This window comes from Streptomyces sp. NPDC028711, from assembly GCF_055565415.1.
In genome coordinates, this window is record NZ_JBVHUJ010000001.1 from 64,148 (window position 1) to 78,112 (window position 13,965).

Consider the following 13,965-nt stretch of genomic DNA (forward strand, 5'->3'; position numbering starts at 1 on the left):
GGAGTGACCGACCGATGAGCACCCGGTATCCGTTCACCGCCGTCGTCGGTATGGACGACCTGCGGCTCGCGCTGCTGCTCAATGCCGTCAGCCCCGCCGTGGGCGGTGTGCTCGTCCGGGGGGAGAAGGGGACCGCCAAGTCCACCGCCGTGCGGGCGCTCGCCGAGCTGCTGCCGGCCGTGCCGGTCGTGCCGGGCTGTCGGTTCAGCTGTGATCCCGGCTCGCCCGACCCCGGCTGCCCCGACGGGCCGCACGACGACGGCCCCGGGGCCGAACGGGCCGCGCGGATGGTCGAGTTGCCCGTCGGTGCCTCCGAGGACCGGCTCGTCGGCTCGCTCGACATCGAGAAGGCGCTCGCCGACGGCGTGAAGGCCTTCGAGCCCGGGCTCCTCGCCGACGCCCACCGCGGCATCCTGTACGTCGACGAGGTCAACCTGCTCCACGACCACCTCGTCGACCTCCTGCTCGACGCCGCCGCCATGGGCTCCTCGTACGTCGAACGCGAAGGCGTCTCCGTACGGCACGCCGCCCGGTTCCTGCTCGTCGGCACGATGAACCCCGAAGAGGGCGAGCTGCGGCCGCAGTTGCTCGACCGGTTCGGGCTCACCGTGGAGGTCGCCGCGTCGCGCGAGCCCGTACAGCGCGTCGAGGTCGTCCGCCGGCGGCTCGCGTTCGAGGACGACCCGGCCGCGTTCGCCGCGCGCTGGGCCGACGACGAGGCCGAGCTGCGCGGCCGGATCTCCGCCGCCCGCGCCCTGCTGCCGCGGGTGACGCTCGGGGACGCCGTACTGCTCCAGATCGCCGCCACCTGCGCCGCGTTCGAGGTGGACGGCATGCGCGCCGACATCGTCATGGCCCGGACCGCGACCGCGCTCGCCGCGTGGGCGGGGCGGACCGAGGTCACCTCCGAGGATGTACGGCAGGCGGCGCTGCTCGCCCTCCCCCACCGGCGGCGGCGCTCGCCCTTCGACGCGCCCGGCCTCGACGAGGACAAGCTCGACGAGACCCTGGAGCAGTTCAAGGGGGACGAGCCCGGGGAGGACCCGGAGCCCGACGGTCCGGGTGACGGCGGGGACGGCGGCCCTGACGGGGGCGGTCCCGGCGGGGGCATTCCGCCGCAGAGTGAGGGGCCCGCGTCCGAGGACGTGTCCGCTCCCGAGGACGTACCCGCTCCTGAGGAGTCGCCGGCGCCCGAACCCGCGCCCGCGCCGCAGGGGTCCCGCGCCGGGGAGCGGGCCACTGTCAAGGCCGCCGAGCCCTTCCGTACGAAGGTGCTGAGCGTCCCCGGTCTCGGCGAGGGCGCGGCCGGGCGCCGCTCCCGGGCCCGTACCGAGCACGGCCGTACGACCGGTTCCGTACGGCCCCGCGGCACGCTGACCAAGCTGCACCTGGCCGCGACCGTGCAGGCCGCTGCCCCGCACCAGAAGGCGCGCGGGCGGACCGGGCGCGGGCTCGTGGTCCGGCGGGACGACCTGCGGCAGGCGACCCGGGAGGGACGGGAGGGGAACCTGGTGCTGTTCGCCGTGGACGCCTCCGGTTCGATGGCCGCCCGCCAGCGGATGAGCGCCGTCAAGGGCGCCGTCCTGTCCCTGCTGCTCGACGCCTACCAGCGGCGCGACAAGGTCGGTCTGATCACCTTCCGGGGCCGGGAGGCCGAGGTCGCGCTGCCGCCGACCTCGTCCGTCGACGCGGCCGCCGCCCGCCTGGAGAAGCTCCCGACCGGCGGCCGCACCCCGCTCTCGGCCGGGCTCCTCAAGGCCCATGACGTGCTGCGGGTCGAGCGGCTCAGGGACCCCTCGCGCCGCCCGCTGCTCGTCGTCGTGACCGACGGACGGGCCACCGGCGGCGGCGCCGACCCGGTGGCGCTCGCCGCCCGCGCGGCCCGGCTGCACGCCGCCGAGGGCACGGCGAGCGTGGTCGTGGACTGCGAGACCGGGCCCGTGCGGCTCGGGCTCGCGGGGACCCTCGCGCTCGAACTCGGCGGCACCGCCGTCACCCTGGACGAGCTGCGCGCCGACTCGATCGCCGGCCTCGTCAGAGACGTACAGGCAGCAGGACAGACACCGCAGACAGCATGGAGGGCCGCTTAATGCCGCAGGGACAGCCGACCGTCGTACCCGACGACGGCCTCACCACCCGTCAGCGCCGCAACCGGGCACTGGTGATGGTGCACACGGGCGTCGGCAAGGGGAAGTCGACCGCCGCGTTCGGCATGGCACTGCGCGCCTGGAACCAGGGCTGGCCGATCGGGGTGTTCCAGTTCGTCAAGTCCGCCAAGTGGAAGGTCGGCGAGGAGAACGCCCTCAAGGCGCTCGGCGAGACCGGCAAGGGCGGCACCGTCACCTGGAACAAGATGGGTGAGGGCTGGTCCTGGATCCAGCGCGAGGTCGCCGAGGGCGAGCAGTCGCACGAGGACAAGGCCCGCGAGGGCTGGGAGCAGGTCAAGCGGGACCTCGCCGAGGAGAAGTACCGGTTCTACGTCCTCGACGAGTTCGCGTACCTCCTGCACTGGGGCTGGATCGACGTCAAGGAGGTCGTGGAGGTGCTGCGCGACCGTCCCGGGCAGCAGCACGTCGTCATCACCGGCCGCAACGCGCCGCAGGAGCTCGTCGACTTCGCGGACCTCGTCACCGACATGTCCAAGGTCAAGCACCCGATGGACGCCGGTCAGAAGGGCCAGCGGGGCATCGAGTGGTAGCACGTCTCGTCATCGCCGCGCCGTCCTCGGGCGCGGGCAAGACCACGGTCGCGACCGGCCTGATGGCCGCGTTCGCCGGCCGTGGTCTGGCCGTCTCCCCGCACAAGGTCGGCCCCGACTACATCGACCCCGGCTACCACGCCCTCGCGACCGGCCGTCCCGGCCGCAACCTCGACGCGTACATGTGCGGTACGGGGCTGATCGCGCCGCTCTTCGAGCACGGGGCGCGCGGCTGCGACCTGGCCGTGGTCGAGGGGGTGATGGGCCTGTACGACGGCGCCGCCGACCAGGGTGAACTGGCCTCCACCGCCCAGGTGTCGAAGCTGCTCAAGGCGCCGGTGGTGCTCGTCGTCGACGCGTCCTCGCAGTCGCGGTCGGTGGCGGCGCTGGTGCACGGGTTCGCGTCATGGGACCCGGAGGTGCGGATCGGGGGTGTGATCCTCAACAAGGTCGCGACGGACCGGCACGAGCATCTGTTGCGGGAGGCGCTCGGGGAGTCGGGGGTGCCGGTGCTCGGGGTGCTGCGGCGGGCGCCTGCTGTCGCTACGCCTTCGCGGCATCTGGGGCTTGTGCCGGTTGCCGAGCGGCAGGCCGCCGCGGTGGCCGCGGTCGCGGCGCAGGCGGAGCAGGTGCGGGCCGGCTGTGACCTGGAGGCGCTGCTCGCGTTGGCGCGGTCTGCGCCGCCGTTGGGCGCCGAGCCGTGGGTGGCTGACGTCGGGGAGCGGCTGCACGCCGGTGGTCCCGTGGTGCCCACCCTCCCCCAGACTCCGTCCGGGGGGACCCCCATCGCCCTGCGGGACGATTGCCCACCACGACGGGTCGCCGTCGCCGGTGGGGCCGCCTTCACGTTCTCCTACGCCGAGCATGCTGAGTTGCTCACCGCCGCCGGGGCCGAGGTCGTCACCTTCGATCCGCTGCGGGACGAGTCCCTTCCCGAGGGGACCTCCGGGCTCGTCATCGGTGGTGGGTTTCCCGAGGTGTACGGGGCCGAGTTGTCCGCCAACGAGCCGTTGCGGAAGGCCGTCGCCGAGCTTGCCGCCTCCGGGGCGCCGATCGCCGCCGAGTGCGCCGGGCTGCTGTATCTGGCGCGGTCGCTCGACGGCAGGCCCATGTGCGGGGTGCTCGACGCGGACGCGCGGATGTCGGAACGGCTCACCCTCGGGTACCGGGACGCCGTCGCCGTGAGCGACAGCGTGCTCGCTCCCGCCGGGGCCCGGATGCGGGGGCACGAGTTCCACCGGACCGTGATCGAGCCGGGTGCCGGGGTGCGGGCGGCCTGGGGGCTGCGGCAGCCCGTGCGGCGGGTGGAGGGCTTCGTCCAGGGCGGGGTGCACGCCAGTTACGTGCACACCCACTGGGCGGGTGCTCCCGAGGTGGCCGCGCGGTTCGTCGAGCGGTGCGCGGGCGGTCGGGTCGCGTGAGTTCAGCCGCCGGAGACGCCCACCACGAGCCAGATGAAGGCCACGCCCGCCACCGTGCACAGCACGGTGGAACGGGCGGGGTGGTCGTGGTGGGCCTCCGGCAGGATCTCGGCGGCCGCGAGGTAGAGCAGGGCGCCGCCGAAGAAACCCAGATAGCCGCCGAGAAGTTCCTCCGGAAGGGTGAACAGGAGGGTGGAGGCCGCGCCGAGGATCGGCGCGAGCGCGTCGGCGACGAGCATCCCGACGGCCTTGCGCCGGGCGTTCCCGTAGAGGCTCGTGATCGTGTACGTGTTGAAGCCGTCGGCGAAGTCGTGGGTGATGACGGCGACGGCGACGGCGGCTCCCATGCCGCCGCCGATCTGGAAGGCGGCGCCGAGGGCGATGCCGTCCATGAGGCTGTGCAGGACCATCGCGGCGGCCGCGGTGAGGCCGACCTGCGGGACCCGCCCGCCCGTCTCCCGACCGCCACCCCTCATCGAAGCGCTCTGCGCTGCCCCCCAATCGGCCCCGACCCCGTGTGCCGCACGGCGGACGGCGAGGAGGCGTTCCACGACATGGGCGAAGAGGAAACCGCCGACGAAGAGCAGCAGGGCCTCCGGGACGCCGAACACCTCGCCGCCCGCCGCCTCCAGCGCCTCCGGCAGCAGGTCGAGTCCGACGACGCCGAGCATGAGCCCGCCGGCGAGGCCGAGGACGAGGTGGCGCCGGTCGGTGACGCGCCCCGCGACCCAGCCGCCGAAGAGCGTCATGAGGAACGCGCCGAGCGCGACGACCACAGCCATGGGCCTTTGGTATCGGATCGGGCGGCGTCAGCGCACCTCGGCGCCGGGGCCCGGGCCGGGGGCGCGGCGGGGGCGTCCGCCGCGCACGTCGGCGTCGGTGCCCGGTCGGGGGTCACGGTGGACGAGGTGCTCGGTCTCGTCGACGAGGTGCTCGGGGAGGCGGGGCTGACGCGCGTGGACGTCCGGTCGCTCGCCACGCTCGACGCGCGGGCTGCGGAGCCGGGCCTCGCGGGGGCGGCGGCGGTACTCGGCGTGCCCGTACGGGGGTTCGCGGCCGCGGAGTTGGCGGCCGTGTCCGTACCGCATCCGTCGGCGCTGCCCCTTGCGGCGACGGGCACCGCGTCCGTGGCGGAGGCGGCGGCGCTCCTGGCGGCGGGTGTCGGGGGCCCGGATGGGGCGGCCTGGGGGGCCGTGTTGCTCGTGCCGAAGCGGAAAACCCGGCGCGTAACGTGCGCCCTCGCCGCTTCTGTCCCGTTTCGTCCGAACGAAGACGCTTCAGACGTACGGTTGTTGCCCCTGCCCCACGGGTACATCGCTGGCGAGCCTGGCTCACCCCCCACCATCCCCACCCCCCACACGACGGCGGCCATGGACATGCACACGCATACCGACGCCCACGACCTGCGCCACCACGGTGACGCGGAGGTCCGGGACGAGAAGCTCATCGATCTGGCGGTCAACGTCCGGACGAACACCCCACCGGACTGGCTGCGGAAGCGCATCGCGGACTCCCTGACCGGGCTCGCCGCCTATCCCGACGGCCGGGTCGCGCGGGCGGCGGTCGCCGAGCGGCACGACCTGCCGCCGAACCGGGTGCTGCTCACGTCCGGCGCCGCGGAGGCCTTCGTACTCCTCGCACGGGCGTTGCCGGTGCGGAGACCCGTGGTGGTGCATCCGCAGTTCACCGAGCCGGAGGCGGCGCTGCGGGACGCCGGCCACGAGGTGCGCCGGGTGCTGCTGCGCGAGAGGGACGGTTTCCGCCTCGACGCGGCGGCGGTCCCCGAGGACGCGGACCTGGTGGTGATCGGGAACCCCACGAACCCGACCTCGGTGCTGCACCCCGCCGCCTCGATCGCCGCGCTCGCCCGGCCGGGGCGGATCCTGGTGGTGGACGAGGCCTTCATGGACGCGGTGCCGGGTGAGCGCGAGTCGCTGGCCGGGCGGACGGACGTGCCGGGGCTCGTGGTGCTGCGCAGCCTCACCAAGACCTGGGGTCTTGCCGGGCTGCGGATCGGGTACGTGCTGGCCGAGCCGGACACGATCGCCGCCCTGGAGCGGGCGCAGCCGCTGTGGCCGGTGTCGACTCCGGCCCTGGTGGCGGCGGAGGCGTGCATGTCGCGGGGGGCGCTCGCGGAGGCCGAGCACGCGGCGTACCGGACAGGGGTGGAACGGGCCCATCTGCTCGCCGGTCTCGCGGAGTTCGACGAGGTGCGGACGGTGGAGGGATCGGAGGGTCCCTTCGTGCTGATCCGTATCGACGGGGCGGACACGGTCAGGGAGCGGCTGCGGTCGCTGGGGTTCGCGGTCCGCCGGGGCGACACGTTTCCCGGGCTGGACCGGAACTGGCTGCGGCTCGCGGTCCGGGACCGGGCGACGACGAACCGCTTCCTCCAGGCCCTCGACCAGGCGCTGCTGATCGGCGGCTGACGCCCGACGTCCGACGTACGACGCCTGACGCCTGACGCGGGTCCGGGGAGGGCGACGTCGTCACCGTCGCCCTCCCCGGACCTCCCCCTCCTCTGGCCTCCCGTCCCCCGTCACGGCTCCCCCCGGAGCCCCCGCGCCGTCCCCCTACGGGCTCCCCAGGCCCCCGTCCCCCTCGGGCCGTCAGCCTCGGGTGCGGGCGCGCGAGCGGGTCAGGGCGAGAGCGCCGCCGCCTGCCACCACAAGGGCGAGCGCTCCGCCCGCGATGTACGGGGTGGTGGAACTGCCGCCGGTCTCGGCGAGGTTCTCCGTGGGCGTGGTGCCGCCGTTGTCGGTGGTGATGCCGCCGGCATCGCTCGGCTCGGTCGTGGGCTGCTGCGTCGGCTGCTCGGAGGGCCGCTCGGTGGGCTTCTCCGTCGGCCTCTCGGTGGGCTTCTCGGTGGGCTTCTCGGTCGGGGCCGTGCCCTTGGGCGTCTCGCAGGTCGCCTCGGCGAGGGTCACGGTCCCGTTGACCTCGGCCACGCCGAGCTTCAGCGGGTCGACGTCCACCGTGAGTTCGAGGGCCGTCGCCGCCGCCGTACGGGAGGTCGTGGAGGTACGGGAGAGGTCCAGGGTGACCTGGCCGACGCCCGGCACGGTGACCTGGGTCCGGCCGCCCGCGGAGAGGGTGGTCTTCTTGCCGAAGACCGTGACGTGGCCGAGGACGTTGGACTCGGCGACCGGCCGTTCGCCCACCGCGCACAGCGCCTTGGACGTGACCTTCTCGACCTCGATGAGGGAGAGCAGCGGGATGCCGGGCACGTGCACCTGCGCCTTGACGAGGTTGACGTACCCCTCGGCCTTCTTCTCGTCGACGGTGGCCTCCGATGTGGCCACGTCGGCGGCGAGGATGTCGATCGGCTGCCCGTCCTCGGCCCCCCGCACCTTCACGGAGAGCGCGGTCTCGCTCTCGGTCTCCGGTGCCTCGACCTCGTTGAGGGAGGTCCGCAGCGGTACGTGGACCGCCTTGCCGAGGAGGGAGACGTCGAGGCCGGTCCGGAGGACGACGGCGGTGGCCCGTCCTTCGCCGCCCGTGGCCCGCGCCGCCGGAGCCAGGAGGAGGACCGGGCCGGCGGTCAGGGCGGCGACGGTCGCGGCGGCGGCGGTGCGGCGCACGGGCATGCGGAAGGTGTTGCTGTTCAAGGTGGTGGAACCCCCACAAGAGACATGGCGTCGCCGGCCGCTCACCACGGGGACGGTGGGTCGGCGCGGCCTCGGCGACTTGAGACACCGGAATCTTTACGCACGGAGAGTGAACCGGCAGTCGCCTGGCGTGAGTTCACTCCAAAGGGGGGTTTCCGTGTTCATTTTCGATTTTTTTCGACACAACCGTTCCCGGGCGTCCCGCGTCTCTCGCGCGTGCGGGCGGGAACACCGCCACGCGAGGGGAGTGAGAACGATCCGCTCACCGCCGAGGTAACGGATCGTCAACGCGGTGCGTTCAGCTCGGGCGCCAGTACCCCAGGGCGTGGACGCGCTCCTTGGGGAGGGCCAGCTCCTTGCGCGCGTACGTGGCGAGAGTGCGGGTGGTCGCGGTGTCGCAGGCGATCCAGACGTACGAGGAGGCGTCGGCGAGCGCGGGCAGTTCGGCCTTCACCCGGGCGACCAGGTCGGCGCCGCCGTCCCTGCGCGGCACCCGGCGCAGCTCGTGCCGCTCGACGTCGAGCCGGATCGGAAGGTCCTCGTCGGAGGCGTGCTGGGTCTCGAACCAGAGGGTGGCCGGGACGCCGGGAAGCGCGTCGAGGAGGGAGTTGACCGCGGGCAGGGAGGCCGGGTCGCCGACCACGAGCAGCCGCGAGGGGAGCGGTTCGGGGGCCTCGAACCCGGTGCCCTGGAGGGTCGCGTCCACGGTGTCGCCGGGGGCGCAGGTGCGGGCCCAGCGGCTGGCGACGCCGTCGTGGAGGGCGAACTCCAGGCTGAACGTGCCGGCCTCCACGTCCGGGTCGACCAGGGTGTAGGCCCGCTGGTGGGGCTTGCCCGCGCCGTCGAACCAGACGCGTACCCACATCGTGGGATGGACGCCGGTGGCGGCGAGCAGACCGCCGTCCGTGAAGTGCACCCTGCGGTAGTCCTCGGTGACCTGCTCGGCCCCCGTCACGGTGAACGTGAAGTCCTTGCCGCGCATCAGCTTGAGAACGGCACCCTGCCAGCCGTGACCCACCGCGATCCCCTCCCCTGAGCTCCTGTAGATTAGGTCAGCCTAACCTAAGAAAAACGCAGGACGGCATGGCCGCCGGCCATGGCACGACACAAGGACGGGATCGGGGTCTCCGTGAGCATCGAGGTCTACCGGGACGCCTGGGGCGTCCCCCATCTGCGCGCCGCGGACCCGGACGAACTCGCCTTCGCGCAGGGCCGGGTCACCGCCCGCGACCGGGCCTGGCAGCTGGAGGTCGAACGGCACCGGGCCCAGGGCACCACGGCCGCCTTCCTCGGCGCCGCCGAACTCGGCTGGGACACCTTCGCCCGCAGGTCCCGGCTCGCCGACACCGCCCGTCGCTGCTTCGAGCGGCTCGAAGGCGAGGACGCGGGGACGGCGGCGTGGGTACGCGCGTACGTGGACGGGGTCAACGACGGTCTGGCGGAAGGGGCGCGGCGCGCCCCCGAGTTCGCGGAGACCGGCCTCACGCCCGGCCGGTGGGAGCCGTGGACCCCGCTCGCCGTCTGGCTCTCCACCCACATCCTGTTCGCCGGCTTCCCCACCAAGCTGTGGCGCGAGGAGGTGGCCCGGCGGCTCGGCGAGGAGTGGACGGAGCTCTTCGCGACCGACGGCCCCGGCACCTCCGGCTCCAACGGCTGGCTGGTCGCGGGCGAGCGGACCGCGAGCGGTGCGGCCCTGGTGGCCGGCGACCCGCACCGGTTCATCGAGGCACCCGGCGTCTACCAGCAGATCCGGCTCGCCTGCCCGGCGTACGACGTCGTGGGCATCGCCGTGCCCGGCGTCCCCGGGCTCGCCCACTTCGGCCACACCGGCCCGGTGGCGTGGGCCATCACCAACGCCATGGCCGACTACCAGGACCTCTACCGGGAGCGGCTGCGGCGGCTCCCGGACGGCGGGGTGGAGGCGTACGGCCCCGAGGGCTGGCGCCCGGCGGCCACGCACACCGAGACGATCGAGGTCGCGGGCGCGGAACCGGTCGTCGTCGAGGTGATCGAGACGGACCGCGGCCCGGTGATCATCGGAGCCGACGAGGAGCCCGGTTCCGCCGCGTGGGAGGCCGTCAGCCTCCGGTACCCGCCCCGCGTCACGAGCGAGCTCGGCTTCGGCGTGCTGCCCGCGCTGCTGCGCGCCCGGACCGTCGGCGACGTGGACGCGGCCCTCGACGGCTGGATCGAACCCGTGAACGTCGTCCTCGCCGCCGACACCGGGGGTGGTCTGCTGCACCGGGTCGCCGGCCACGTCCCCGTACGGGACCGGGCCAACTCCCTCCGGATCGTGCCCGCGTGGGACCGCGCGCACGACTGGGCGGCGTCCCCGGCGCCGCTGCCCCGCGCCGAGGTGCGCGGGCACGCCGTGATGGCCAACGCCCGGGGCCTGGCCGCGCCCCTGGGCATCGAATTCGCCCCGCCGCACCGGGCGGCCCGGATCGACGCGCTGCTCGGCGCCTCGGCGGAGTGGACCCCGGAGACGACGGCCGAGGTCCACCGGGACACGGACAACCCGTCGGCGGCCCGCCTCCTCGCGGCGGTGGCGCGGGCGGACGACGCGGGGGCGGAAGGCCCCACCGGGGACGCCCGGCTCTCCCCCGCCGGGTCCGCCGTGAGGGACCGGCTGCTCGCCTGGGACCGGCGGATGGACGCCGAGAGCACCGACGCGGGGCTCTACGCCGCCGTGCGCGGGGCCGTGGTGCGCCGGCTCGCCGCCCACGAGGCCTTCGCCCCCCTGCGCGACCCCGCGCCGTACCCCGAGATGTTCCGGCCCTGGCTCGCCCTCGGGCCGCGCGTCGCCTACGCCCTGGAGACGCTGCTCGTGGCCGGGCCCGTGCCCGCCGCGGACGTCGACCGGATCGTACGGGAGGCGCTCGACGAGGTCGGGGCCGGAGAGCCGCCCGCCGCCTGGGGCGTCACGCACCGGCTCGCGCCCTGGCAGGCGCTGCCCGACGCGGACGACGAGCAGTGGCCGGGGCTCGGCGGGGACCACGACTGCGTGCTCTCCACGTCCAGCGTGCCCGGATGGACCGACCGCAGCGCCCGCGCCTCCGCCGCCCGCTACGTCTGGGACCTCGCCGACCGCGAACGGAGCGGCTGGATCGTTCCGTTCGGCGCGTCCGGCGTGCCCGGCGACCCGCACCACCGCGACCAACTCCCCCTGTGGCTGAGGGGCGAACTCGCCCCCGTCACCACCGACTGGCAGAACCTCACCGAGGAGCAGGGATGACCACCGCCGTATACGTCCACCCCGTCGAGGGCTTCGGCACCGTCACGGTCCGGCCCGTCGAACCCGAGCAGGACGCCCCGCTCCTGCACGGCTGGGTCAACGAGGAGCGGGCCCGCTTCTGGGGCATGGCCGGAACCACCGTCGAGCAGGTGAGGGAGATCTACGCGCACCTCGACTCGCTCACCACCCACCACGGGTTCCTGGTCAGCCTGGACGACGAGCCGGTCGCGCTCTTCCAGACGTACGACCCCGAGGCCGACCGCGTCAGCGAGTGCTACGAGGCGCTGCCGGGGGACATCGGCGTCCACATCCTCGTCGCCCCGAGCGCGGCCCCGAAGCCCGGCTGGACGGGCCGGCTGCTCAGCGCGCTCATCGCCTTCGCGCTCCAGGACCGCACCCGGGTCGTGGTCGACCCGGACGCCGCCAACGAGAAGGCGATCGCCCGCATGGTGCGCGCGGGGTTCGAGCTGGGTCCGGAGGTCGTCCTGCCCGAGGTGGACCTGCCGGAGGTCTTCATCCCGGAGAAGAAGGCCCGGCTGGCCTTCCTGAGCCGCCGCTGACCGGCCGACGGCCGACCGGCACGGACTCTCCGGAGCCCGGTCAGCCGACCACCCTGCCGTTGACGACGACCCGGCGCGGCGCCGCGAGGACGCGGACGTCCGCGCGCGGGTCCTCGCCGTAGACGACGAGGTCGGCCGGGGCGCCCTCCTCGAGGGACGGGCGGCCCAGCCAGGCCCTGGCCCCCCAGGCGGTGGCCGCGAGCGCGTCGATCGGCGGGATGCCGGCCCGGGTCAGCTCCACGACCTCCTCGGCGACGAGGCCGTGCGCGAGGGAGCCGCCCGCGTCGGTGCCCACGAAGACCGGGACGCCCGCGTCGAAGGCGGCGCGCACGGTGTCGTAGCGGCGCGCGTGCAACCGGCGCATATGGGCCGACCAGCGGGGGAACTTCTCCTGGCCGCCGTCGGCGAGGTGCGGGAAGGTCGCGATGTTGACCAGGGTCGGCACGATCGCGACGCCCCGCTCCGCGAAGAGCGGGATCGTGTCCTCGGTGAGCCCGGTGGCGTGCTCGACGCAGTCGATCCCCGCCTCGACGAGATCGCGCAGCGAGTCCTCCGCGAAGCAGTGCGCGGTGACGCGGGCGCCGAGCCGGTGCGCCTCGGCGATGGCCTCCTCGACCTCGGGGCGCGGCCAGCAGGCGGTGAGGTCGCCCGCCTCGCGGTCGATCCAGTCGCCGACGAGCTTGACCCAGCCGTCGCCGCGCCGCGCCTCCCGGCCGACGTACGCCACGAGGTCGGCGGGCTCGATCTCATGGGCGTAGTTGCGGATGTAGCGCCGGGTGCGGGCGATGTGGCGCCCCGCGCGGATGATCTTCGGCAGGTCCTCGCGCTCGTCGATCCAACGGGTGTCGGAGGGCGAGCCGGCGTCCCGGATGAGCAGGGTGCCCGCGTCCCGGTCGGTGAGGGCCTGCTTCTCGCTGGTGGCCTCGTCGACGGGGCCGTGCCGGTCGAGGCCGACGTGGCAGTGGGCGTCGACGAGTCCGGGCAGCGCCCAGCCCTCGACGGTGACCGCCTCGGCGGCGGGCCGGTCGAAGGTGATCCGTCCGTCGACGCACCACAGTTCGTCCCGTACGTCCTCGGGGCCGACGAGCACCCGTCCCTTCACGTGCAGCACCGCGTGATCGCTCATGTCTGCACTGTACGAGGACGGGTGCCCGCCGGGGAGTCCGGGCCGGGGGCTTCCGGGGCGGCCGTGGCACGGGGTGCCTCGGTACCCTGATCCGGAGTTCTACCCGCACCGCACCGAGTCGAAGAAGGCACCGCCGTGACCGTGACACATCCGCTCCTGGACCTGGCCCCGCTGACCGCCGCGCACTTCGCGTCGATCGAGCGGCGGGTGGCCGCGCTGCTCTCCACGGAGCAGGACGTGGTGATCACCCAGGGCGAGGCGCTGCTGCCCCTCGAGGGGTGCATCCGCAGCGGGGCGCGGGCCGGTTCGACCGCGCTGAACATCGTCACGGGGCCGTACGGGCAGACCTTCGGCAACTGGCTGCGGGACTGCGGCGCGACCGTCGTCGACCTGGAGGTGCCCTTCCACACGGCGGTGACGGCCGCCCAGGTGGAGGAGGCGCTCGCGGCGCACCCGGAGATCGACTTCGTGTCCCTCGTGCACGCGGAGGCGGCGACGGGCAACACCAACCCGGTGGCGGAGATCGGTGAGGTCGTACGGGCCCACGGCGCGCTGTTCTACCTGGACGCGGTGGCGTCGATCGGCGCGGAGCCGGTGCTTCCGGACGCGTGGGGCGTCGACATGTGCGTCATCGGCGCGCAGAAGGCGATGGGCGGTCCCGCGGGTGTGTCGGCGGTGTCGGTGAGCGCGCGGGCCTGGGAGCGGTTCGCCGCCAACCCGGCGGCGCCGCGCCGCTCGTACCTCTCGCTCCTCGACTGGAAGGAGCGCTGGATCGACGGCGGCCGGAAGGCGCTGCTCCACGCTCCGGCGCAGCTGGAGATGCTGGCCCTCGAGGCGTGCGTGGAGCGGATCGAGGCGGAGGGTCTGGACGCCCTGATGGCGCGGCACGCCTCGGCCGCCGCGGCGACCCGGGCGGGCGCCCTTGCCCTCGGCGGCGGTCTCGAACCGTATGTGTACGAGGCGAAGGACGCGGCCCCGGTCGCGACGACGCTGCGCACACCGGCCGGGGTGGATGCCTCGGACCTTGTGGCGAAGGCGCTGGCCGCCGACCCGTCGCTGCCGCTGATCGCGGGCGGCGGGGCGCTCGCCTCGGAGATGATCCGGGTCAACCACTACGGGGTGGACGCGACGCCGGGCGCCGTGCGGTCCTCGCTCGCCGCGCTGGGTGCGGCGCTCGGCGAGACGGGCCGCGCGGTGGATCTCGAGGGCGCGCGCCGGGCGGTCACCGAGGCGTGGGCCTGAGCGGAGCGGGCGTGACGGCGTGACGGCAGGGGGCGGGTCCGGTGTCCGGAACCCGCCCCTTCGCCGTGCGCGGGG

Annotated in this window: 11 protein-coding genes; 7 read left to right on the top strand and 4 right to left on the bottom strand. The window is 74.4% G+C overall.

Features of this window, described 5'->3' with window-relative positions; all coding sequences use genetic code 11:
* Window positions 1-14 precede the first annotated feature (14 nt).
* Genes ACZ4VK_RS00325 through ACZ4VK_RS00335 form a run of 3 tightly spaced genes read left to right on the top strand, consistent with a single transcriptional unit; the run spans window position 15 to window position 4,119 of the window.
* Entirely contained in the window at window positions 15-2,090 is a 2,076-nt protein-coding gene (locus ACZ4VK_RS00325) for a putative cobaltochelatase (RefSeq protein WP_468346914.1), read from the top strand.
* The gene (gene cobO / locus ACZ4VK_RS00330) at window positions 2,090-2,698 is read left to right on the top strand and encodes a cob(I)yrinic acid a,c-diamide adenosyltransferase (RefSeq protein ID WP_056561183.1); all 609 of its coding nucleotides are present in this window, start codon (window positions 2,090-2,092) and stop codon (window positions 2,696-2,698) included. The genes ACZ4VK_RS00325 and cobO overlap by 1 nt, the downstream gene beginning before the upstream one ends.
* Window positions 2,692-4,119, top strand: a complete 1,428-nt coding sequence (locus ACZ4VK_RS00335) for a cobyrinate a,c-diamide synthase (RefSeq protein WP_468346916.1) — start codon at window positions 2,692-2,694, stop codon at window positions 4,117-4,119. Before cobO ends, ACZ4VK_RS00335 begins: the two co-directional genes overlap by 7 nt.
* A 2-nt stretch (window positions 4,120-4,121) precedes the next feature.
* Here the strand turns inward: ACZ4VK_RS00335 and ACZ4VK_RS00340 are convergent, their stop codons facing one another.
* On the bottom strand, window positions 4,122-4,901 hold the full coding sequence (locus ACZ4VK_RS00340; RefSeq protein WP_468346918.1) for a ZIP family metal transporter: 780 nt from the start codon (window positions 4,899-4,901) through the stop codon (window positions 4,122-4,124).
* 117 nt (window positions 4,902-5,018) lie between these two features.
* Between ACZ4VK_RS00340 and cobC the strand changes: the two genes are divergently transcribed.
* Entirely contained in the window at window positions 5,019-6,548 is a 1,530-nt protein-coding gene (gene cobC / locus ACZ4VK_RS00345; RefSeq protein ID WP_468346920.1) for an Rv2231c family pyridoxal phosphate-dependent protein CobC, read from the top strand.
* 180 nt (window positions 6,549-6,728) lie between these two features.
* Here the strand turns inward: cobC and ACZ4VK_RS00350 are convergent, their stop codons facing one another.
* Together ACZ4VK_RS00350 and ACZ4VK_RS00355 are read right to left on the bottom strand one after the other, a co-directional pair.
* On the bottom strand, window positions 6,729-7,727 hold the full coding sequence (locus tag ACZ4VK_RS00350; RefSeq protein WP_468346921.1) for an SCO1860 family LAETG-anchored protein: 999 nt from the start codon (window positions 7,725-7,727) through the stop codon (window positions 6,729-6,731).
* A gap of 298 nt (window positions 7,728-8,025) precedes the next feature.
* Window positions 8,026-8,745 carry a siderophore-interacting protein gene (locus ACZ4VK_RS00355; protein ID WP_468346923.1) on the bottom strand — a complete coding sequence of 240 codons (720 nt, stop codon included), beginning with the start codon at window positions 8,743-8,745 and terminating at the stop codon, window positions 8,026-8,028.
* 78 nt (window positions 8,746-8,823) lie between these two features.
* On the opposite strand from ACZ4VK_RS00355, the gene ACZ4VK_RS00360 reads away from it, so the two are divergent.
* Together ACZ4VK_RS00360 and ACZ4VK_RS00365 are read left to right on the top strand one after the other, a co-directional pair.
* Window positions 8,824-10,962, top strand: coding sequence for a penicillin acylase family protein (locus ACZ4VK_RS00360; RefSeq protein ID WP_468346925.1), 2,139 nt, complete (start codon window positions 8,824-8,826; stop codon window positions 10,960-10,962).
* The gene (locus tag ACZ4VK_RS00365; protein WP_468346926.1) at window positions 10,959-11,522 is read left to right on the top strand and encodes a GNAT family N-acetyltransferase; all 564 of its coding nucleotides are present in this window, start codon (window positions 10,959-10,961) and stop codon (window positions 11,520-11,522) included. The genes ACZ4VK_RS00360 and ACZ4VK_RS00365 overlap by 4 nt, the downstream gene beginning before the upstream one ends.
* Window positions 11,523-11,562: 40 nt before the next feature.
* On the opposite strand, the gene ACZ4VK_RS00370 is transcribed toward ACZ4VK_RS00365, so the two are convergent.
* Window positions 11,563-12,648 carry an amidohydrolase family protein gene (locus ACZ4VK_RS00370; RefSeq protein ID WP_468346928.1) on the bottom strand — a complete coding sequence of 362 codons (1,086 nt, stop codon included), beginning with the start codon at window positions 12,646-12,648 and terminating at the stop codon, window positions 11,563-11,565.
* A 141-nt stretch (window positions 12,649-12,789) separates the two neighbouring features.
* Here ACZ4VK_RS00370 and ACZ4VK_RS00375 point away from each other — a divergent pair, with 141 nt between their 5' ends.
* Complete coding sequence (locus ACZ4VK_RS00375) at window positions 12,790-13,890, top strand: pyridoxal-phosphate-dependent aminotransferase family protein (protein WP_468348771.1); 1,101 nt, start codon at window positions 12,790-12,792, stop codon at window positions 13,888-13,890.
* The last annotated feature ends 75 nt before the right edge of the window (window positions 13,891-13,965 follow it).